The 20,924-nt window shown below is 71.7% G+C and carries 19 protein-coding genes, 1 pseudogene and 1 riboswitch; of the genes and pseudogenes, 11 read left to right on the top strand and 9 right to left on the bottom strand.

Translation table 11 applies throughout. The features are described 5' to 3' along the window. Window positions 1–23 precede the first annotated feature (23 nt). Window positions 24–851 (bottom strand): glycoside hydrolase family 11 protein, encoded by an 828-nt coding sequence (locus O7623_RS18705; protein WP_282224313.1) that lies wholly within the window; start codon window positions 849–851, stop codon window positions 24–26. Between the two features lie 187 nt (window positions 852–1,038). After that, window positions 1,039–1,473 (bottom strand): VOC family protein, encoded by a 435-nt coding sequence (locus tag O7623_RS18700; protein ID WP_282224312.1) that lies wholly within the window; start codon window positions 1,471–1,473, stop codon window positions 1,039–1,041. A gap of 127 nt (window positions 1,474–1,600) precedes the next feature. Between O7623_RS18700 and O7623_RS18695 the strand changes: the two genes are divergently transcribed. Both O7623_RS18695 and O7623_RS18690 read left to right on the top strand, forming a co-directional pair. Beyond that, window positions 1,601–2,377: a hypothetical protein gene (locus O7623_RS18695; RefSeq protein ID WP_282224311.1), complete on the top strand. Its 777-nt coding sequence runs from the start codon at window positions 1,601–1,603 to the stop codon at window positions 2,375–2,377. Then, complete coding sequence (locus tag O7623_RS18690) at window positions 2,374–2,739, top strand: GntR family transcriptional regulator (RefSeq protein WP_282224310.1); 366 nt, start codon at window positions 2,374–2,376, stop codon at window positions 2,737–2,739. Before O7623_RS18695 ends, O7623_RS18690 begins: the two co-directional genes overlap by 4 nt. 9 nt (window positions 2,740–2,748) lie before the next feature. Here the strand turns inward: O7623_RS18690 and O7623_RS18685 are convergent, their stop codons facing one another. Together O7623_RS18685 and O7623_RS18680 are read right to left on the bottom strand one after the other, a co-directional pair. Next, entirely contained in the window at window positions 2,749–3,204 is a 456-nt protein-coding gene (locus O7623_RS18685; protein ID WP_282224309.1) for a DUF2809 domain-containing protein, read from the bottom strand. After that, a complete protein-coding gene (locus O7623_RS18680) occupies window positions 3,201–3,863 on the bottom strand; it encodes a class I SAM-dependent methyltransferase (RefSeq protein WP_282224308.1) in 663 nt (220 codons plus the stop codon). The genes O7623_RS18685 and O7623_RS18680 overlap by 4 nt, the downstream gene beginning before the upstream one ends. 357 nt (window positions 3,864–4,220) lie before the next feature. Between O7623_RS18680 and O7623_RS18675 the strand changes: the two genes are divergently transcribed. The 8 genes and pseudogenes from O7623_RS18675 to O7623_RS18640 all read left to right on the top strand — a co-directional run. Next, window positions 4,221–4,667 carry a (2Fe-2S)-binding protein gene (locus tag O7623_RS18675; protein ID WP_282229470.1) on the top strand — a complete coding sequence of 149 codons (447 nt, stop codon included), beginning with the start codon at window positions 4,221–4,223 and terminating at the stop codon, window positions 4,665–4,667. Further along, window positions 4,667–5,644, top strand: a complete 978-nt coding sequence (locus tag O7623_RS18670; RefSeq protein WP_282224307.1) for a xanthine dehydrogenase family protein subunit M — start codon at window positions 4,667–4,669, stop codon at window positions 5,642–5,644. The genes O7623_RS18675 and O7623_RS18670 overlap by 1 nt, the downstream gene beginning before the upstream one ends. A gap of 48 nt (window positions 5,645–5,692) precedes the next feature. Further along, complete coding sequence (locus tag O7623_RS18665; RefSeq protein WP_282224306.1) at window positions 5,693–6,838, top strand: XdhC/CoxI family protein; 1,146 nt, start codon at window positions 5,693–5,695, stop codon at window positions 6,836–6,838. Further along, window positions 6,835–9,060, top strand: coding sequence for a xanthine dehydrogenase family protein molybdopterin-binding subunit (locus O7623_RS18660; protein ID WP_282224305.1), 2,226 nt, complete (start codon window positions 6,835–6,837; stop codon window positions 9,058–9,060). The genes O7623_RS18665 and O7623_RS18660 overlap by 4 nt, the downstream gene beginning before the upstream one ends. Before the next feature lie 162 nt (window positions 9,061–9,222). Further along, a complete protein-coding gene (locus O7623_RS18655; RefSeq protein ID WP_282224304.1) occupies window positions 9,223–11,130 on the top strand; it encodes a M14 family zinc carboxypeptidase in 1,908 nt (635 codons plus the stop codon). A 118-nt stretch (window positions 11,131–11,248) separates the two neighbouring features. Further along, window positions 11,249–11,320: riboswitch (cobalamin riboswitch) on the top strand. A gap of 125 nt (window positions 11,321–11,445) precedes the next feature. Further along, window positions 11,446–12,408 carry an ABC transporter substrate-binding protein gene (locus O7623_RS18650; RefSeq protein WP_282224303.1) on the top strand — a complete coding sequence of 321 codons (963 nt, stop codon included), beginning with the start codon at window positions 11,446–11,448 and terminating at the stop codon, window positions 12,406–12,408. Between the two features lies 1 nt (window position 12,409). Continuing rightward, window positions 12,410–13,471, top strand: a complete 1,062-nt coding sequence (locus tag O7623_RS18645; RefSeq protein ID WP_282224302.1) for an iron ABC transporter permease — start codon at window positions 12,410–12,412, stop codon at window positions 13,469–13,471. 86 nt (window positions 13,472–13,557) lie between these two features. Beyond that, a pseudogene (locus O7623_RS18640) lies at window positions 13,558–14,325 on the top strand (ABC transporter ATP-binding protein); the annotation flags it as partial. A 57-nt stretch (window positions 14,326–14,382) separates the two neighbouring features. Here the strand turns inward: O7623_RS18640 and O7623_RS18635 are convergent. Next, entirely contained in the window at window positions 14,383–15,150 is a 768-nt protein-coding gene (locus O7623_RS18635; RefSeq protein WP_282224301.1) for a VOC family protein, read from the bottom strand. Window positions 15,151–15,379: 229 nt separating this feature from the next. On the opposite strand from O7623_RS18635, the gene O7623_RS18630 reads away from it, so the two are divergent. Then, window positions 15,380–17,008 carry an alpha/beta hydrolase fold domain-containing protein gene (locus tag O7623_RS18630; RefSeq protein WP_282224300.1) on the top strand — a complete coding sequence of 543 codons (1,629 nt, stop codon included), beginning with the start codon at window positions 15,380–15,382 and terminating at the stop codon, window positions 17,006–17,008. A gap of 13 nt (window positions 17,009–17,021) precedes the next feature. Here O7623_RS18630 and O7623_RS18625 read toward each other — a convergent pair whose 3' ends face one another. The 4 genes from O7623_RS18625 to O7623_RS18610 form a co-directional block, all read right to left on the bottom strand. After that, entirely contained in the window at window positions 17,022–17,999 is a 978-nt protein-coding gene (locus O7623_RS18625) for a hypothetical protein (protein ID WP_282224299.1), read from the bottom strand. Between the two features lie 58 nt (window positions 18,000–18,057). Next, window positions 18,058–20,118, bottom strand: coding sequence for an AAA family ATPase (locus tag O7623_RS18620; protein WP_282224298.1), 2,061 nt, complete (start codon window positions 20,116–20,118; stop codon window positions 18,058–18,060). A 205-nt stretch (window positions 20,119–20,323) separates the two neighbouring features. Then, window positions 20,324–20,674, bottom strand: coding sequence for a type II toxin-antitoxin system PemK/MazF family toxin (locus tag O7623_RS18615; RefSeq protein WP_282224297.1), 351 nt, complete (start codon window positions 20,672–20,674; stop codon window positions 20,324–20,326). Beyond that, a complete protein-coding gene (locus O7623_RS18610) occupies window positions 20,671–20,886 on the bottom strand; it encodes a ribbon-helix-helix protein, CopG family (protein WP_282224296.1) in 216 nt (71 codons plus the stop codon). Before O7623_RS18610 ends, O7623_RS18615 begins: the two co-directional genes overlap by 4 nt. Window positions 20,887–20,924: the final 38 nt, after the last annotated feature.

The raw sequence follows: 20,924 nt of genomic DNA, 5'->3' as shown, positions 1-20,924 counted from the left end.
TACCAATGAGATTGTGCGCGAGACTATTGGGAGTGCGCGGAACCGTTCGGGCTGGGAGTGCACCGCTTCGGCCTGGTGGTGTCGCTGTCGACCGTGACGCTGGATCGTCCGTTGCTCTGGTAGCCCTCGGTCGCCATGATCATGTAACCCATGGGTGCATCGAGGTTCAGGCCGGCGCGGGCCCATGCGTCGAAATGGTCGCCGGTGTTGATCGTTCCGCTGGACCGCGGCTGCTGCCGGACGCTGTAGTAGCGGTAGTACGGCGTGATGCCGACGCCGAGAATCTGTCGGTAGATGTCGTAGGTGCTGCCCTCGCTGACGACGGTGCCCATCGCCGTACCGGTGGGCCGCCAGGTGCCCCAGTTCTCGACGACGTAGTACTCGGCAATCGGTGATGTCGTGTAGCCGTAGAGCGAGAGGAACGAGACGCCGCCCGGGTGGAAGGTCGCGCAGTAGTTGAAGGTCCGGCGATGACCGGTCGCCCAGCCTTTGCCGCCGAGCCAGTTGTTGACGCCGTCCCAGTGAGCGCTGTACTGGCCTTGCGGGCCCAAGGTCATGGTGGCGTTGCCGGCGTCCTTCCAGTAGGCGTAGAAGTAGCCGTCGTGGGTGCCGGTCTGATTGGAGGTGATGACCGGGCGGTCGGGCGGCAGCTGTGTCGCGTGCGTCGTGTCGAGGTGGGCACCGACGTGCGTCGTATCGGCGCGTGTGCCGGCGTACGTCGTGTCTGCGTGGGCGCTGGTGACCGGCGCTGTTATCAGGAGCGTCAGGATCGCGGTGCAGGCGACGCCGACAGTAAGTCTGGTGTGGCCGCGCCGACTGCTCGCCGACCTCACGTCGGGTGTCTCGCTCATCGGTCCGTCACTTCCTCTCGGATGTGGGCACCGACAATCGCCGATGATCGACTAGAATCGATGCATTTCGATCGAGTGTCGACCGGGCTACGGCGATGTGTCAACGGTTGACTGGGTGGTCCACCAGCCCTGCCGGTGCCCCCGCGTCCAACGGCCGGAAGTGTCGCCCGCGTCGAGATGTGGCCGGTCAGTCGAGGCAGAACTCGTTGCCCTCGACGTCGTGCATCACCAGGCACGACTCGTTGAAGCCGTCTGCGTGCAGCAGTCGTACGCGTACCGCGCCGAGCGCGACCAACCGGGCGCATTCGGCTTCGAGCGCGGCGACCCGCTCGTCCCCCGCGAGCCCGGTGCCGACCCGTACGTCGAGATGCAGCCGGTTCTTGACGGTCTTGCCTTCGGGGACCCGCTGGAAGAACAGTCGCGGGCCGACCCCGGTCGGGTCCACGCAGGCGAACGCCGAGCCCTGGCGCTCCGGCGGCAGTGCCTGATCGAACTCCGTCCAGGAGGTGAACCCCGGCGGCGGTGGCGGAACGACGTACCCCAGCACCTCGCACCAGAAGCGGGCGACGCGCTCCGGCTGCGCGCAGTCGAAGGTGACCTGGAACTGCTTGACCGACGCCATCGGCCCACCATAGACGCAGGTGCAGATCCCTGCCGCCCGGTTTCGCTCGGGACGTCGGCTTGACTTTGTCGCATGTATTGTCTCACTCTAGTGAGACAAGCATTGCGACAGAAAGGAGCTGTTGGACATGAACCAGGCAGAGCACCCGGTGACCAGACAGTGGCTGGACCGGCACGGTCTGACCGACGCCGAGCCGACTCCGCTGCTCACCGCGCGGCTGACCGTACGCCGGGAGGCCACCTTCTACGGCAGCCTCCTGCTGGCCGCCTTCCTGATCGGCGCGGCACTCACCCACGTGTCCCGGCTCGGCGACGGCACGTCCGCCCAGTTCCGCCTGCTGGTGCTGGCCGCGTTGGTGGTCGCGCTACTCGCGGGCCAGTGGCTGCTCGGCTGGTGGGTCCGGCGGGTCGACCGGCGGGCCGGCGCCCAACTGCCCCGACGGGTGGCCCATCCGGTCGGGTTCGGCTGGCAGGCGGTGCTGGGTCGGCCGTACGCCGTCTTCGCGGTCGCCACCTTCGCCAGCGCGCTGCTGCTCGCGGTGAGCGTACTGCCGATTTCCGACCCTGACCTGCGCGCCGGCGCGGCCGTCGTGCTGATCGGCCTCGTCGGGGCCGGCGCCGGCACCGTACTGCAGCTACGCCAGGTGCTGACCAGCCCGGCGGTGGCCGAGGACGAGGCGTCGCTGACGGCCGACGTCATCATGCGGATCGAGGACGCCCGCGCCCTGGTCACCCCCAACCTGGTCTGGACGCTGCCGGCGATCTTCCTGTACGGAGAGTCGCTCGGCTGGTGGAACGTGGTGGCCATCGGACTCGTCCCGGCCGGCGTCGTCGCGCTCGCCCTGATCCACCGCCGGACTGCCGACGTCGGGGTGACTGCCCGGCAGGCCATGATCGTCCGATGATCGTCATCGACGCCGCTTCGCCGACGCCGCCGTACGAGCAGCTGCGGGCCCAACTGGCGAAGCAGATCCAGGACCGGTCGCTGGCTGTCGGCACCCGGTTGCCGACGGTCCGCCGGCTCGCCGCCGACCTCGGTCTCGCCGTGAACACGGTCGGTCGGGCGTACCGGGAGTTGGAGGAGGCCGGCCTGATCGAGACCCGGGGGCGCGCCGGCTCGTTCGTCTCGGCCGCCGGTGACCAGGCCCTCGAACAGGCCCGCCGCGCCGCCCGCGACTACGCCACGATCATCAGCCGGGTCGGCATCGACCCGGCCGAGGCGGTCCGGATCGTCCAGGCGGCCCTGGCCCACCCGTCTCCACCGTAGACACCTGCGCTACCTGTGGGCGGTGCCGGCGGCCGTCGGTTGCTGGTTGCGGCGGTGCCGCCGCCAGCGGTCGATGGCGAGGTGCGAGACGACCAACGGCAGTACGCCGATGACGTACCACGCCAGGTCGGTGGCGTCGAACTGGACGCCCAGCACCAGCCGTGCGATGACACTGCGTGCGGACAGCTCCGCCGGGATCCCGGTCAGCTGGAACAGCTCGACGAGCCAGCAGAAGGCGACCGCGACCGCCCCGGCGACGACCGGCGCGACCCGGGGAACGAGGACGAACACTCCGGCGTAGACCATCGACGCGTACAGGGCGGTGCCGGAGTGCTGCTGCAGCGTGCCGGAGCTGTCCAGCACCCCGTCCCCACTGGCCAACACCCGGATGCCGAGGGCGATCGCGAGAAACCCGCCAGCGGCGGCCAGCCCTGCCAGCCGCACCCGCCACCGGTGATCCGTCATCGGGCAACCCCAGGCGTTCCGGATAGCTCCACCGTGGCCGGGCGGCGCAGGGTCAACGACTGGAAGCGGAAACCGCCGTCGACGACGAGGGTATGGAAGTCGACGAGGTCGAAGACGTCGGTGGCGTACCGCCGGATCTGCTCGTCGGTGCGCATCGAGAAGAATCGGGGCGGGTCGTGGTCGTCCCAGTCGGCGACGCCCTCGCCGCCGTCGCCGCCGTAGACGCCGAGGAAGAACAGCCCGCCCGGCCGCAGCACGTCTCCGACCGCGGTCAGGGCGGCCGGCAGGTCGGCGTTCGGCACGTGCAGCAGGCAGTTCATCGTGTAGACCGCGTCGAACGACGCCACCGGGAAGTCCATGGCCAGGACGTCCATCAGCCGGGCGTCGAGCCCCTTCGCCCGGCAGGCGGCGACCATCGCCGGGGTGAGGTCGGTGGCGACCACGTCGAAGCCCTGCTCCTGGAAGTACCGGCTGTCCTGGCCGGTGCCCGCACCGATCTCCAGCAGGGACCGGGCCCCGTGCCGCACCAGCCGTTTGCCGAACGCGGATCGCTCGGCGAGCTTCCACGCCGACTTCGGACGCTGGTCGCGGGCGGCCGCGCCGGTGTCGTACGCCCGGCGCAGCTGCTCCAGCATCGCGTGGCGGCGGTGGCCCGTCATCGGGGCCACCCTAGCCTGGGATCGACAGGTCCTGGCAACGATCCACATCGGTGATGAGGGTGGAAGTGGCAGCCGACCGGTTGCCCGCCACCGGGTTCCACCCGGCGAGCCCCGTCCGACGCCGTTCGGAGATGATCGATGATTCCAGGTGAGTCGATGAATCCAGGTGATGAGAAAGGCGACAGCGGGTCGGGTGTGTCCCGGCGCAGCGTGCTGAGCGGTGGAGCCGCCGCCGCGCTGGCGGTGCCACTGCTGACGAGCGGCGCGCAGGCCGCGCCGACAACCGACGCAGCAGAGACAGCAGAAGTCGAGAACCTGGCACCCGTCGTGGACGCTGACGCGGTCACCGTACGGGTGATGGTCAACGGCGAGCCGGTCTCGGTCCAGGTCGACCCTCGGGACACCCTACTCGACACGCTCCGTGAACGACTGGAGCTCACCGGCACGAAGAAGGGCTGCGACCGTGGCCAGTGCGGGGCGTGCACCGTACACGTCGACGGCCGGCGGGTGCTGTCCTGCCTGACGCTGGCGGCCACGGTCGACCGGCGCGAGGTCCGGACGATCGAGGGCCTGGCCCGGGGCGACCGGCTGCATCCGATGCAGCAGGCGTTCATCGAGTGCGACGGCCTGCAGTGCGGATTCTGCACACCGGGGCAGATCATGTCGGCGGTCGCGATGGTCGACGAGGGGCCCGCCCGTTCCGACGACGAGATCCGCGAACGGATGTCGGGCAACATCTGTCGGTGCAGCTGCTACCCGTTCATCGTCGAGGCGATCCGCGAAGCGCAGAAGGTGATGCGCTGATGCGGGCGTACACGTACAGCCGGGTGCGTGCGGTCCGCGAGGCGATCGCGGACGCCGGCCCCGACACGGCCTTCCTCGCCGGCGGCACGACCCTGGTCGACCTGATGAAGCTCGACGTGCTGACGCCGCAGCGGATCGTGGACATCAACCGGCTGCCGCTGCGCGACATCAGACTCGACCACGACGGACTGCACCTCGGCGCCCTCGCCCGGATGAGCGACGTCGCCGCCGACCGTGCCGTGCGCCGCGACTATCCGGTCATCGCCCAGGCGCTGGAGCTGAGCGCCTCCGCGCAGCTGCGCAACATGGCGAGCATCGGTGGGAACCTGCTGCAGCGGACCCGGTGCGGCTACTTTCGCGACGTCACCACCGGCTGCAACAAACGGGAGCCGGGAAGCGGCTGCCCGGCTCTGACCGGCGTCAACCGTACGCATGCGATCCTCGGCACCAGCGACGCCTGCGTCGCGACCCACCCCAGCGATCTGGCCGTCGCGTTGGTGGCGCTCGACGCCAGGGTGCATCTGCTCGGCGCGCGAGGCGCGCGGACGGTGCCGCTCCACACCTTCTACGTCCTGCCCGGCAGCACCCCGCATGTCGAGAACACGCTGCGACCGGGCGAGCTCGTCACCGGTGTCACCGTGCCCCGGTCGCCGTGGGCGCCGCACTCCCGCTACCTGAAGATCCGCGACCGTCAGTCGTACGAGTTCGCCCTCACCTCGGCGGCGGTCGCCGTCGAATGGCGCGGCCGGATCATCAGGCAGGCGCGGGTGGCGGTCGGCGGGGTCGGCACGGTTCCGTGGCGGCTGCCGGCGGTGGAACGGGCCCTGGCGGGCCGGCGGGCCGATGCCGGGACGTTCGAGGCGGCGGCCCGGCTCGCCGCCGACGGTGCCCGGCCACTGGCCCACAACGGGTTCAAACCGGTGCTGCTGGAACGCACCGTGCTCCGGGCCCTCACCGAACTGGCGGAGGACCGGTGACCGGCCGGCCAACCGCCGTGACCGCCGGCATCCACCGGGGCGGCGACGATGCTTGAACTTGCCGCCGAGCTGCTGGACCGCGTCCGCAGCGGGACACCGTACGTGGTTGCCACCGTGACGTCGGTGCAGGGCAGCGCACCCCGCCGGCCCGGCTCGTCGCTGGTCGTCGACGCCGACGGCGCGGTGCTGGGCAACGTCTCCGGCGGCTGCGTCGACTCCGCCGTCGTCCAGGCATGTCAGGAGATGCTGCGATCCGACCGCAGCCCGAGGAACCTCGAGTTCGGGTACACCGACGACGACGCCATCGGGGTCGGTCTGACCTGCGGCGGCACGATCGGCATCTTCCTGCGCCACCACGATCCGCGTGCCGAGCCCGACCTCGCTGCCGAGCCCGACCTCGAATCGGCGTACGCCGACGCGACGCGCGACGCGCCGGTCGCCGTCGCGACGGTCGTACGCGGCCCGCGGAGCGACCTCGGCCGGATGATCGTGGTCCGACCGGGGCGGCCCCACGAAGGAACTCTCGGTGACGAACGGCGCGATGAGGTGGCCGCCGCCCACGTGACCGACGCGCTGCAGACCGGGACCAGCGGGACCGTGGACATCGGGGTGGCGGACAGTCACCGCCGGGAGCCGTCGACCCTGCTGGTCGAGTGCCACACCCCGGCACCACGGCTGCTCGTCTTCGGGGCGATCGACCATGCGGCGGCGCTGGCCCAGGTGGGTGCCTTCCTCGGCTACCGGGTGACCGTCTGCGACGCGCGGGCCACCTTCGCCACACCCGCCCGGTTCCCGTACGCAGACGAGGTCGTCGTCGACTGGCCGCACCGCCACCTGCAGACCCAGCACCTCGACGGCAGGGCGGCGATCTGCGTACTCACGCACGACCCGAAGTTCGACGTACCGCTGCTCACCGCCGCCCTGCGACTGCCGGTCGGCTACGTCGGGGCGATGGGGTCACGGCGTACCCACGAACAGCGGCTGGTACGGCTGCGCGAGGCCGGCCTGACCGAGCACGAGCTGGGCCGGCTGCACTCGCCGATCGGGCTCGACCTTGGTGCCCGTACCCCGCAGGAAACGGCGCTGTCGATCGCGGCGGAGATCGTCGCGCAGCGGCTCGGCGGTTCCGGGGCACCGCTGCGCAGCGGCATCGCCCGACCCCGGTCCACCTCTCGCAGTCAGGAGTCACGATGACCGTCTCCCCGCTCGGCCGCGACATCGACCGCGTCGACGGTCGACCGAAAGTCACCGGCGCCGCCCGGTACTCGGCCGACCACCCGGCTGCCGGTCCGGCCGCCACGCTGGCCCATGCCCACCTGGTCACCAGCACCATCGCGCGAGGTTCGATCATCGCGATGGACACCACGGCGGCGCGCGACGCCCCGGGCGTGATCGAGGTGTACAGCCCGTTCAATCCACTCGGGATCCAGCCGGTGCCCGGTGCCGGGGAGAACTATGCCCCCTTGCAGGACACCCGGGTCCGGTTCCGGGGGCAGATCATCGGCATGGTCGTCGCCGAGACCCCCGCGCAGGCGCGGGAGGCCGCCGGGCTGATCACCACGACCTACGACGAGCAACGGCCTCGTACGTCGTTCGCCGACGAGCCTCGCGTTCCGGCCGCCGTGGGGCCGGGCCACCCCCCGGCGAGCGTCACCGTCCTCGCCCCGGGTGTCGCCTCGATCGAGGCGGCGTTCGCTGCCAGTGACGTGGTGGTGGAGGCATCCTTCCATCAGCCGACGCAGCATGCCGTCCCGATGGAGCCCCATGCCGTTCTCGCCGAGTGGAACAGCGACCACACCCAGCTGACGTTGTACAGCGGTGCGCAGTTGCCCCACATCGCCGCCCTGGGGGCAGCCATCCGACTCGGTATCCCGCCGACCGGGGTGCGGGTGATCACCCCGTACGTCGGTGGCGGTTTCGGCAGCCGGGTGATTCCGTGGTACGACGTCCCCATGGCCGCTGCCGCCGCCCGTCAGCTGAACCGTCCGGTCCGGCTGGTCCTGCCCCGGGAGCAGCTCTTCACCGTGATCGGCCACCGCAGTGCGGTCGACCAGACGGTCAAGCTGGGCGCTTCCTCGGACGGCGTCCTCAACGCGGTGAGTCACACCAGCGACGCCGTGATGCCGTTCGTCGGCTACTGGTCGATGCGGCCGGCCATCGAGACCTCGGCCGTGCTGTACAAGACCCCGAACCTGCATTTCGACGAGCGGCAGGTCCTGCTCGACGTGCCGCCGACCTGCGCGATGCGGGCACCCAACGAGGCGCCCGGGGCCTTCGCGCTGGAGACCGCGATGGACGAACTCGCCGTCGCCACCGGCGTCGACCCGGTCGAGTTGCGGCTGCGCAACTATGCGACCACCGCGCCCGGCGCGGATCTGACCTGGTCGAGCAAGTATCTCGACGACTGCTACCGGATCGGTGCCCGCCGCTTCGGCTGGTCGGCCCGTCGGGCCCAGCCCCGCAGCCGGGTCGACGGGCAGTGGCTAGTCGGGATGGGGATGGCCACCGCCATCTACCCGGGACGCCGGATACCGGACCCCGTCCAGGTCCGGGTCCGGCTGTTCGACGACGGCACCGCCCTGGTCTCCTCCGCCACCGCTGATCTGGGCACCGGTGCGACGACTCTGCTGGCGATCACCGGAGCCCACGAGCTGGGCATCCCGATGCGTCGGGTCAGACCCGAACTGGGTGACACCGCCCTGCCCCAGGGGGCACCGGCCGTGGGTTCCATGGCCACCGCCAGTACCGTGCCGGCGGTCGAAGCCGCCGTCCACGCTGCGGTCGCCGAACTCATCCAGGTCGCCGTCACGGATCCGCAGTCACCGTGGCATGGTGCGAACAGCGAGGAACTGACGTACGAGAAGGGGCAACTGCGGGGCAAGGGCCGCTCGATGCCCTTCGAGCGCCTGCTGACCACGGTCGGCCGTCGAAACGTCGAGGCGACCGCGACGGTCCAGCCCGGCCCGGAGGCCAGCCAGTACGAGTTCCACAGCTTCGGCGCGCACTTCTGCGAGGTCAGAGTCAACCGGTACACCGGCGAGCCCCGGGTCACCCGGTTCACCACGGTCGCGGACATCGGCCGGGTCGTGAACGCCCAGGCCGCCCGGAGCCAGATCGTCGGCGGCGTCATCTTCGGCATCGGTCACGCGCTGCTGGAGGACAACCCGCTCGAACTCGACACCGGACGGTTGGCCGCCAGCAACCTGGCCGACTACATGGTCCCCGTCAACGCCGACATTCCGGTCATCGACGTTCACTTCATCGACCGACCCGACCCCGTCGTCAACGGTCTCGGTGCGCGTGGCGTCGGTGAACTTGGCACCGTCGGGTCGGCGGCGGCGATCGGCAACGCCATCTACAACGCCACCGGGATCCGGGTGCGCGATCTCCCCATCACCCTCGACAAACTGCTGTGAGCTGCGGACACTCCGCTGCGTGCTGTCCGGTACGCGAAGTATCCGCACCGTGTGATGATCAGCTTGGCATGGAACTGAGGGTAATGGATGTTGATATGACCATGTGACTAATGGTGCAGTTGTGCTCACTAGCGGAGTCCTCCCCACCCCCAGGAGGTCTACATGCGATTCCGCGCACCATCTGCGAACGCCGCCGGCTCGTGGCGCAGGACCACCGTCCTGCTGATCGCCACCGTCGTCGGCCTGTTCGCCGTCGTGACCGGCCCGGTATCGGCCGATCCCAAGCCCAGCGGCGTCGACCGGGACTCGATCGCCGGTCCGTACCGGGTCCTCGGGCCGAAGACCTTCGCCGACCGCGACGCGGTGGCGAAGACCGGCGCCGCGATCGACTTCATCGAACACGGCGTCATCAACGTCACCGCGACCCGCAACGAGGTCACGGCGATCCGGGCGCTCGGCTTCGACGTCGAGGCGGTCCGCGCCCCGGTCCGTGGCACCGGTGACGTGGGCACCCTGGATTTCCCGCCGTCGGACTCGGCGTACCACAACTACGCGGAGATGACCGCCGCCGTGAACAAGGTGGTCGCGGACCATCCGAGCATCGCCCGCAAGGTCAGCATCGGTATGTCGTACGAGGGCCGTGACCTGATGGCGGTCAAGATCTCCGACAACGTCGGCACCGACGAGAACGAACCGGAGATCCTGTTCAACTCGCAGCAGCACGCCCGCGAGCACCTCACCGTCGAGATGGCGATCTACCTGCTGAACCTGTTCACCGACAGCTACGGCAGCGACTCGCGGATCACCAACATCGTCAACAACCGGGAACTGTGGATCGTCCCCAGTGTCAACCCCGACGGCAGCGAGTACGACATCGCCACCGGCTCGTACCGGTCCTGGCGCAAGAACCGCCAACCCAACAGCGGGTCGTCGTTCGTCGGCACCGACCTCAACCGTAACTGGGGCTACCTGTGGGGCTGCTGCGGCGGCTCCTCCGGATCCCCGTCGTCGGACACCTACCGCGGCCCGTCGGCGTTCTCCGCCCCGGAGACCCAGGCGCTGCGCAACTTCGTCAACAGCCGGGTCGTCGGCGGCACCCAGCAGATCAAGGCCAACATCGACTTCCACTCCTACTCGGAGCTGGTGCTCTGGCCGTTCGGGCACACCACCGCCAACACCACCACCGGGATGACCGCCGACCAGTACAACACCTTCGCCACCATCGGCGGCGAGATGGCGGCGACCAACGGCTACACCCCGGAGCAGTCGTCGGACCTCTACATCACCGACGGCAGCAGCATCGACTGGATGTGGGCCCAGCACGGCATCTGGGCGTACACCTTCGAGCTCTACCCCCGGGGTGCCGCCGGCGGCGGCTTCTACCCGCCCGCCTCGGTCATCACCCGGGAGACCACCCGCAACCGGGACGCGGTGCTGATCCTCAGCGAATACGCCGACTGCCCGTACCGGGCGATCGGCAAGCAGTCCCAGTACTGCGGCGGTGGCGGCGACCCGGACCCCGACCCGCCGGGCAGCACCGTCTGGTCGGACACCTTCGAGACCGCCACCGGCTGGACGACCGACCCGGCCGGCACCGACACCGCCACCGCCGGGCAGTTCGAGCGTGGCGTGGCGCAGGCCACCAGCTCCGGCGGGGCCCTGCAGCTGGCCGCCTACGCCGGCAGCAACAGCCTGGTCACCGGCCGGCTCGCCGGTAGCTCCGCCGGTACGTACGACGTCGACGGCGGGGTCACCAGCGCCCAGTCACCGGCGATCTCGCTGCCGTCGAGCGGCACCCTCACGCTGTCCCTGGCGTGGTACCTCGCCCACCTCAACAACTCGTCGTCGGCGGACTACCTGCGGGTGAGCGTCGTCCACAGCGGCGGCACCACCACCCTGCTCGACCAGTCCGGGGCGGCCAGCAACCGGTACGGATCCTGGTCGACCAACAGCTACAACCTGACCCCGTACGCGGGTCAGTCGGTGCGCATCCTGGTCCAGGCGGCGGACACCTCCACCGCCAGCCTGGTCGAGGCCGCCATCGACAACGTGACGATCACCAGCTCCTGACCCTCCTGCGACCAGGGCTGCCGTGCGGCGAACATCACCGTACGGCAGCCCTGAGCTGTCGCGATGACGACCCGGCGCGGCCGGTGGGTTACCGTGCTAGCGACCGCCCCGCAGCGAAGCCGGTGTGAACCCGGCGCTGTCCCGCAACTGTGATGCCCCGACCGGCGACCGCCGCCCGGGGCGAGCCAGGTCGCCTGCGGTGTGGTCGCGAACCGCGCTCTCGAGGAAGGGCGCCTCGCCAACCTGGCCGGGGCCAGCCCAGTGGCACCCCCGACCTGTCGGCGAAGCAGCACCCCTCGACCGACAGGAGGACCAATGAGGACACCGTATCGGCTGCGGGCGGCGCTGCTGCGTACCGCCGCAGTCGCCGCCACCGCCACGCTTGCCCTGGCCGGCTGCTCCCAGGCCGGCTCCGACGGAGCCGACGACGCACAGCCCGGCGTAAGCCCGGAGGCGGGGGCCAGCTTCCCGGTCACCGTCGGCGACGTGACTCTCGACGAACGCCCGGAGAAGATCGTCTCGCTGTCGCCGACGCTGACCGAGATGCTCTTCGCGATCGACGCCGGCGATCAGGTCACCGCCGTCGACGACAACTCCAACCACCCGGCCGAGGCGCCGATCACCGACCTGTCCGGATTCACCCCGAACGTCGAGGCGATCGTCACCTACGAGCCCGACCTGGTGGTGCTCTCCACCGACGCCAACGGGGTGGTGGCCGGGCTGAACCGGCTGTCGATCCCGGTGTACCTGGCCGACGCGGCGGTCACCCTGGACGACACGTACCGCCAGATCACCGAACTGGGCGCACTCACCGGGCACCCGGACGCGGCGGCCGACCTGGTCGACGGCATGCGTACGGAGATCGACAAACTGGTCGCCGACGCGCCGGAGCTGGCCGAGCCGCTGACCTACTACTACGAGCTGGACCCGACGTTCTACACGGTGACCAGCCAGACCTTCGTCGGTTCGCTGTTCGCCATGGTGGGGCTGACCAACGTCGCCGACGCGGCCGACCCGCAGGGCGAGGCCGGCGGCTACCCGCAGCTGTCCGCCGAGGCGCTGATCGACGCCGACCCGGACCTGATCTTCCTGGCCGACACCAAGTGCTGCGCGCAGGACGCGCAGACCGTGGCGGCCCGCGCCGGCTGGTCCACGATCACCGCCGTACAGGCCGGCCAGGTGGTCGAACTCGACGACGACATCGCCTCCCGGTGGGGTCCCCGCGTCGTCGACCTGGTCCGGGCCATCGTCGACGCGGTCGACGCGGCGACGTCCTGACATGCTCCGTACGGCCCGCCACCGGCCGGGCCTGACCGTCGGCTGGTTCGCCGCAGCGGTGACCACCGTCGTCCTGGCGGTGCTGGCCGGGCTCGCGTTCGGCCCGGCCAGCCTGCCGCCGCTGGCGGTCGGCGTCGAACTGCTCGACCAACTGCCCGGCGTGGAACTCGACAGTGGACTGACCGACCGGCAGGCCGCGATCGTCACCCAGCTGCGGCTGCCCCGGGTGGTGCTGGCGCTGCTGGTCGGCGGCATGCTCGCCCTGGCCGGCGGCTGCTACCAGGGGGTGTTCCGCAACCCGCTGGCCGACCCGCACCTGCTCGGGGTCGCCGCCGGGGCCGGGCTGGCGGTGACCGCGGTGATCGCGCTGCGCCCCGGCACCGGAGTGCTGACCGGGCTGCCGGTCACCGTACCGGTGGCCGCCTTCGTCGGCGCCGTCGGCGCGGTCGCGCTGACCTACCTGCTCGGCGCGGCCGGCGGCCGGGACCGGTCCACCGCGACGCTGATCCTGGCCGGCGTCGCGGTCTCGGCGTTCCTCGCCGCCGGCCAGACCTACCTGCTGCAACGGCACGTCGACACGATCCGCGAGGTCTACTCCTGGCTGCTCGGCCGGCTCGCCACCGACGGCTGGCACGAGGTGCGGCTGATCGCCCCGTACGCGGTGCTGGCCGGCCTGGTGGTGCTGGTCCACGGCCGGGAACTCGACGTACTGTCGGTCGGCGACGAGGAGGCCGCCAGCCTCGGGCTGCACCCGCAGCGGTCCCGCTACCTGCTGCTCGCCGCGGCGTCGCTGGGCACTGCGGCGGCGGTGTCGGTCTCCGGGCTGATCGGGTTCGTCGGGCTGATCGTGCCGCACCTGGTCCGGTTGGTGGTCGGCAGCAGCTACCGGGTGATCCTGCCGCTGTCGATGCTGCTCGGCGGCGCTTTCCTGACCGTCACCGACGTGGTGGCGCGCACCGTCGCGGCGCCTGCCGAGATCCCGATCGGCGTGGTCACCGCCTTCTTCGGCGCCCCGTTCTTCGTGTTGGTGCTGCGTACCACCCGCCGGACGGTGACGCTGTGACCGCTTCCGCTGCTTCCGCCGCCGGCCCCGCTCGCCCCGCCGGCCCCGCTCGCTCCGCCGGCCCCGCCGGCCCCGCTCGCTCCGCCGTGGTCCAGGCCCGTGACCTGCGGGTACGGCTCGACCGTACGCCGGTGCTCGACGGTGTCGACCTGACGGTGAGCGCCGGGGAATGGGTGGCCGTGATCGGCCCCAACGGCGCCGGCAAGTCGACCCTGCTGCGGGCGGTCGGTGGGCTGGTGCCGGCCACCGGCACCCTGGAACTGTTCGGTACGCCGATCGCCCGGCTCGGCCGTCGGGACCGGGCGCGGCGGGTCGCCACCGTCGTGCAGTCCCCAGTGGTGCCTGCCGGGATGGCCGTCGCCGCCTATGTCCTGCTCGGGCGGACGCCGTACGTCCCGCCGTTGGGGCGGGAGTCGGCCGCCGACCTGGCGGTGGTCGACGAGGTGCTGGACCGGCTCGACCTGTCCGGGTTCGCCCACCGGCAGCTGAGCACCCTCTCCGGTGGCGAACGGCAGCGGGTGCTGCTGGCCCGGGCGCTCGCCCAGCAGGCGCCGCTGCTGCTGCTCGACGAGCCGACCAGCGCGTTGGACATCGGCCACCAGCAGGAGGTGCTGGAGCTGGTCGACGAGCTGCGCCGCGACCGGGGGCTGACCGTGCTGGCGACCATGCACGACCTGTCGGTGGCCGGTGAGTACGCCGACCGGCTGGTGCTGCTCGCCGCCGGCCGTGCGGTCGCCGACGGCCCGCCGGTGCAGGTACTGACCGAGGAGAACCTGGCCCGCTACTACCGGGCCCGGGTACGGGTGCTGCCGGGCGCCCACGGCCCGCTGGTCGTCCCGGTCCGCGACCGGTCCACCCGCGCCCCCGGGGACCCGTCAGTCGCCGGCGGTGCGTCAGTCGCCGGCGGTGCGTCAGTCGCCGGCGATGCGGATGACCGAGAAGAACGCCCCCTGCGGGTCGTGGAGCACGGCGAACCGGCCGTGCGGCAGGTCGGTGGGGGCGACTGACACGGTGCCACCGAGCGCGGTGGCGTGTTCGACGGTCGCGTCGCAGTCGTTGACCGCGAAGTAGACCATCCAGTGGGCGGGCAGCTCGGCCGGCCAGTCGTCACCGACCATCGGCATCATCCCGGCCACCGGCTGCTGCTCGACCAGCCACTCCGTGTACATGATCGGGGGGAACGGGGTGTCGCGTACCTCCCAGTCGAACACCTCGCCGTAGAACTCCTTGGCACCGTCGGGGTCGCGGGTGGTCAGCTCGTTCCAGCAGAGCGCACCGGGCACGTTCATCAACTCGGCACCCACCATCCCGACCGGCTGCCAGACGGCGAAGCTGGCACCGCCCGGGTCGGTGAAGACGGCGGCCCGTCCCCGGTCCAGTACGTCGAACGGCGGCATCAGTACGGTGCCGCCGGCCGACTCGACCAGTTTGGCGGTGGCCTGGGCGTCCAGGGTGCCGATGTAGGTGGTCCAGGTGGGCGGCTGTCCGTCGGTGGAGACCGCGCCGGCCCCGGCGACCAGCTTGTCGTCCTTGCTGAACAGGACGTACCCGTCGCTGTCCGGCTCGTCGGGCATCCGGGCGGTCCAGCCGAACAGTTCGCCGTAGAACCGGATCGCACCAGCCAGGTCGGGGGTGCCGAGATCGACCCAGGCGGGGACCCCGGCTGCGGCGACGGACATGACGGCCTCTCCTCCTGCGGGACGTCGGGCGCACCCCACTGACCGCATCGTGGCACCCGACCGGCGGTGCCGGGCGCGATCGGGCCGAAACGACCAGCGGTACGGCCAAGATCTGCCCGAAACGACCGGCGGTACGGCGGAATCATGCCGGCGGTGTCGGGTATCCCGCGCCGCAGGCGGGCGGCCACCAGCGGCGGTGGCGCGGGAACGGACGCGACCAGGGGGAGCCATGGGACAGGTGATCGAGGCGCTGCCGGGTGACATCGACCAGGCGATCCGCGACGACCACATCCTGCTGGACCGGATCTTCCAGCGGCTGGAGGCGGGCCAGGGAGACCGGCGGATCCTCGCCGACCAGGTGGTGTTCCGGATGTCCATGCACCTGGCCGCCGAGGAGCAGACCCTCGACCCGGTGCTCGACGAGCCCGAGGTGGCCCAGCGGATGGCGGCCGGTGGGCTGCCGGCCGAGGCGGTGGCCGATCTGGTCGGCCGGGGCCGCGACACCCGGCAACGGATCAAGGAGGCCGCGGCGGAGATCGACCGGTCGAAACCCGGCAACCTGGACTTCGAGGAGGCGCTGAACCACCTGATCGCCGACGTCCGGCGGCAGGCCACCGAGCAGGAGGGCATCCTGCTGCCGGCGTTGCGGTCCGCCGTCGGACCGCAACGGATGACTCAGCTGGGGGAGCAGTTCAGCGCTGCCAAGCACCGGGCACCGACCCACCCGCACCCGCAGGCACCGAACACCGCCCGGGGCGGTCGGCTGCTGGGCGGGCCGACCGCGCTGCTCGACCGGCTGCGGGACCGGACGTCGGGGCGGCGCGGCTGGGTCGCCACCGACGCCTCCGGGTTGCTGGAGCCACAGTCACAGGCGCTGCTGGACGCGTTCGCGGCGCTCGGGCCCCGGCCGACCGAGATCCTCGATCCGGCCGAGGCCCGCCGGCAGCCGACGTTGACCGACGCGGTGGCCCGGATCCGTGCCGACCGGGGCGACCTCGACGAACGGGAACCGGTCGACTCGGTCTTCGACTACGTGATCGACGGGCCCGGCGGCGAACTGACCCTGCGGGTGTACCGGCCGACGTCGGCCTCACCGTCGGCCGGCCTGCCGGTGCTGGTCTACCTCTACGCCGGCGGCTGGGTGGTCGGCAACCTGGACACCTACGACGCCACACCCCGGGCGCTGTGCAACCGGGAGCGGTGCATGGTGGTCGCCGTGGACTACCGGCACGCGCCGGAGCATCCCTTCCCCGCCGCCCACGACGACGTCCTCGCCGCCACCCGGTGGCTGCTGGCCAACGCCGGGGAGATCGGCGGGGATCCGCAGCGGATCGCGATCGCCGGGGAGGCGGCCGGCGGCAACATGGCGGCGGCAACCTGCCTGCAACTGCGTGACGCGGGCGAACGGCTGCCCCTGCTCCAGGTGCTGATCTACCCGCTGACCAGCGTCGTCGTCGATGACGACTCGACCGTGGACGCCGCCGACGCGGCACCGTTGAACCGGGCGATGCTGAGCTGGTTCGCCCGGCACACCTTCCCGTCGGCGCAGCTGCTCGCCGATCCCCGGGTGGCGCTGCTCGACGTGCCGGTGGAGCGCCTCGCCGGGCTGCCGCCAGCGGTGGTGATCACCGTGGAGCGGGATCCGCTGCGCAGCCAGGGACAGGAGTTCGCCGCTCGGCTGCGGGCCGCCGGGGTGTCGGTCGACCACATCCACTACGACGGCGTACCGCATGAGTTCTTCGGCATGGGGGCGGTCCTGGACGTGGCGGTGCAGGCACAGGACCGGGTGGCGGCCGCACTGCACGCGGCGTTCAACCCGTCCGGCCAGTCCTCCAGCGGCTGGCCCACCGGGATCTGACCGGGCTGGCGGTTCAGCGTTCGACGAGGTCGGCGACGGTGTTGACGAGCCCGGCCACGGTCGCCGCGTCCCGGGTGCTCGCCACGAAGTACCTCCCGCCGGACAGCTCGACCCGTACTCCCGGGCCGGATCCGGTGATCAGGCCGCGACCCCGCATGTCGGGGTGCAGCCGGTATCCCCAGCCGCCCCACTCGGAGACCCGGACGGTGGTTTCGACCGCGCCGACGATTTCCCGTGCCGGGACCGTCAGCCGGGGCCAGCCGAACGGGCCGAACCCGATGTGGATGCCGGCCCGGTCGATGCTCAGCCGGTTGACCAGCATCAGGCCCACCAGCAGCGCGGCGAGCAGCGCCGGGCTGGCCGCCCAGATGTTGAGCCAGAACCCGATCAGCACGGTCAGCAGCAGTAGCGGGACCAGCAGCCAGAACCCGTGGCGGGACACCGCCGTCGGCGCGGTCCAGCTGTCCGTACCGGGCGGCAGCGGCACCCGGGGCAGGTCGGCGGCGGGTCGGCCGGCCGCCGCCGGCGCCGCCGGTGGTGGGCCGCAGGCCCGGTACGCCGCCAACGTCCAGCCGCTGACGCCGATCAGCAGCGCCGGCACGTGCCAGCTCGGTGCCGGTGCCTGCGCCGGATCCAGTACGTCGATCGACAGTGACACCGTGGTCAGCCAGATCGCGGCGACGAAGGCCGCCACCGCCGCGCCGATGGTGATCAGCCACCGGCGGAGCCGCCACCGCAGCCCCAGCGGCAGCACCCCGACGGCGGCGAGTACCGCCCCGACGGAGGCGCCGATCGTGTACCCGGTGACGCTGTTGGTCAGCGAACTCGTCGCGTCGACCACGTCGGCGGCGTCCCAGTGCATCGGCAGCCGGTGTGGCAGCCGGTGGCGCAGCAGCTCGGCGGTGACCGGCACTAGGGCGACCGGTGCGACGGCGAGCAGGAAGGCGAGCAGCCGGCGCAGCCCGCCGCCGGTCGGCTTCTCCTCGCTCACCTGGCGATTGTTCCGCAGCTGCCGGCACCGGACCGGAGCGGGTCCGGGGTGGTGACACTCAGTCGTCTGCTAGCGGGGCCGGTAGCGGCGCGCAGTGCAGCACCACCAGCCGGGACACCGCGCGGGTCAGCACGACGTACAGCCGGTGCAGGCCGCGTGGCTCGGCGGCGACGATCTGCGCGGGCTCGACGACCACCACGTGGTCGTACTCCAGGCCCTTGACGTCGGTGGCGGCGACCACGGTCACCCGTACCGCCGGGTCGGGGTCGTCGACGTCGGTGGTCGGGACGTCGGCGTCGGACAGCGCCGCCCGCAGGCCGGCGGTCGCGTCCCGTGCGGCGATCACCCCGACCGAGCCGTCGTGCGTCAGGGCCGCGCGGACCTCGGCCACCGTGGCGGCCGCCAGGTCGGCGACGGTACGCACGGACAGCGAGCCGTCGCGTCGCAGTGACACGGCCGGGGGCACGTCCACCCCGAGGGCGGGCAGCAACCGGTTGGCCAGCGCTACCACCACCGCCGGCACCCGGAACCCGACCGACAGCGGCACCACCTGGGTCTGCGGGCGGCCAAGATGGGTCAGGGCGTCGCGCCAGTCGGTGGCCGCCCACGCGGCGGTGCCCTGCGCCAGGTCACCGAGCAGGGTGATCGAGCCGTGTTCGCTGCGCCGGGCGATCACCCGACACTGCATCGGGGACAGGTCCTGTGCCTCGTCGACGATGACGTGGCCGAACCCGGCCGGCCGGTGCAGCAGTCCGGCGACCTCGTCGATCAGCACCAGGTCGGCGTCGGTCCACCGCACACTGCCCAGCGAGCGGGCTGCCGGACGGATCAGCGCCGCCTGCTCGGCGTCGTCGAGCACCCCGGCCGCCGCGTCGGCCAGTCGGCGCGCGTCGGTGAGGAGCGCCGCCACCACCTGCGGTGCGGTCAGTGCGGGCCAGACCTGGTCCAGGAAGCCGCGTACCGGGGCGACCCGCGCCATCCGCCGCAGCCAGGCGTCGCTGGGCGACTCCGCCCGCCGGGTCTCGGCCTGGCGTTGCAGCAGCGCCACGACGCGGGCCAGCACCCGTTCCCGGCCGAGCAGGTACGGCGGATTCTCGGCGCGGACCGTGGCGACGACCCGGTGCAGAGCCTCGGCCCCGATCCGCCAGCGGTACGAGCCGTCGGCGACCGTGATCGGGGACTGCGGCTCGCCGAGGTACGCCGCGACGGCCCGGCGCATCACCTCGGCCATCCGGGGGTCGTGTTTGAGCGCGGCGACGGCGGGATCGTCGACGCCGCGGACCGGCACCGCGTCGATCAGGTCGGCGATCGTGCACTGGGCGACCTCGACCTCGCCGAGAGCGGGCAGCACGTTCGCGATGTACGCCAGGAACGCCCGGTTCGGTCCGATGATCAGCACCCCGGCACGGCGCAGCCGCTCCCGGTAGGCGTACAGCAGGTACGCGGCCCGGTGCAGGCCGACGGCGGTCTTGCCGGTGCCGGGCGCCCCCTGTACGCAGATCGAGGTGCCCAGGTCGGCGCGGACCAGCGCGTCCTGTTCCGGCTGGATGGTGGCGACGATGTCGCGCATCGGTCCGACGCGGGGCCGTTCGATCTCGGTGGTGAGGATGCGGGAGCTGGTGCCGAGCTCCTCGCCCCGGTCGAGGTGTTCGTCCTCGAAGCCGGTGATGTCGCCACCGACGTAGCCGAACCGGCGGCGGACCCGTATCTGCTGCGGGTTGGCGGCGCTGGCCTGGTAGAAGGCGCGGCTGACCGGTGCCCGCCAGTCCAGGACCAGCGGTTCGCCGGCGTCGTCGGCGACGTGCCGCCGGCCGATGTGGTAGCGGCCTACGGTGTGGTCGGCCGGTCCGGCGCCCTCGTCGGTCGGTGCCGTCTCCTCGGCCGGGCCGAAGTCGAGGCGGCCGAAGAACAGCGGGGTGTGTGGGTCGTCAGCCAGTTCGGCGACCCGTCGGGACAGGTGCCGGCCGAGGGTCTCGGCGGTGTACGCGTCCCCGGCGACGGTGTCCCCGGCGGCGAAGAGGGTCTCCGCCCGCTGCCGCATCCGCTGCAGCGCGGCGCGGGACGCGGCCAGGTGGGCGCGTTCGGTGTCGAGTTCGGTGTCGAGATCTGGTACGGGCATGCGGACTCCAGCGCGGATCGTCGGCGTGCTCGCTCGCGTGTCCGGGTCGCCCGTCGGGGCCCCGGCGCGGTGACGTCCGTCAACGGTGCCTGTTCACCATGGCCGTCAAGCGACCAGTGACACTACTCGCCGTCGCCGGCGTCCTCCACCGATTTCGACCCGTACGCTGTCCGCCGGGTGTGGCGTCGGGGCCGGTGCGGCGACCTCACAGGTCCAGGTGCAGCCGGATGGCGTCGTCGAGGTCCCGGAGCTGCTCCGGGGAGAGTGCGCCGAGCCGGCGGTGCACCCGGGCGACGTCGATGGAGCGGATCTGCTCGGCCTGGCATTTGGAGGCAACGGTCAGCCCGCAGGCCGGATCCGGCGGCAGCAGGACCTGGAACGGGTAGACCCGGGCGGTGTTGCTGGTCACCGGCGCGACGGTGATGACGCCCCGGCCGCGCGAGACCGCGCTGCGGTTGGCGGCGTCGTTGCTGACCACGACCGACGGTCGACGCTTGGCGGCCTCCGCTCCGATGATGGGGTTGAGGTCGACCAGGACCACGTCACCTCGTCTCACCGCAGCGGGTCTCCGGTCACCGCGTCCCAGAGTTCGGCCTCGCCACTGGAGACCCACTCGTCGTTCGCCGACTCGTACTCGGCGGCCAGGTCGCGCCGACGCAGCAACTGGACGGCCTCGTGCAGGACGGCGGAGCGCGTCTTGCCGCGGTCGCGGGCATAGCGTTCCACGAAGGCGAGGTCGTCGTCGGGCAGACTCACACTGACCTTCATACCGCGATGCTACCTCGTTCCTACCATTGTTGCTACCG

The sequence above is a fragment of the Solwaraspora sp. WMMD791 genome, from assembly GCF_029581195.1.
GTDB lineage: Bacteria > Actinomycetota > Actinomycetes > Mycobacteriales > Micromonosporaceae > Micromonospora_E.
This window is presented reverse-complemented; position numbering and strand designations above follow the sequence as displayed.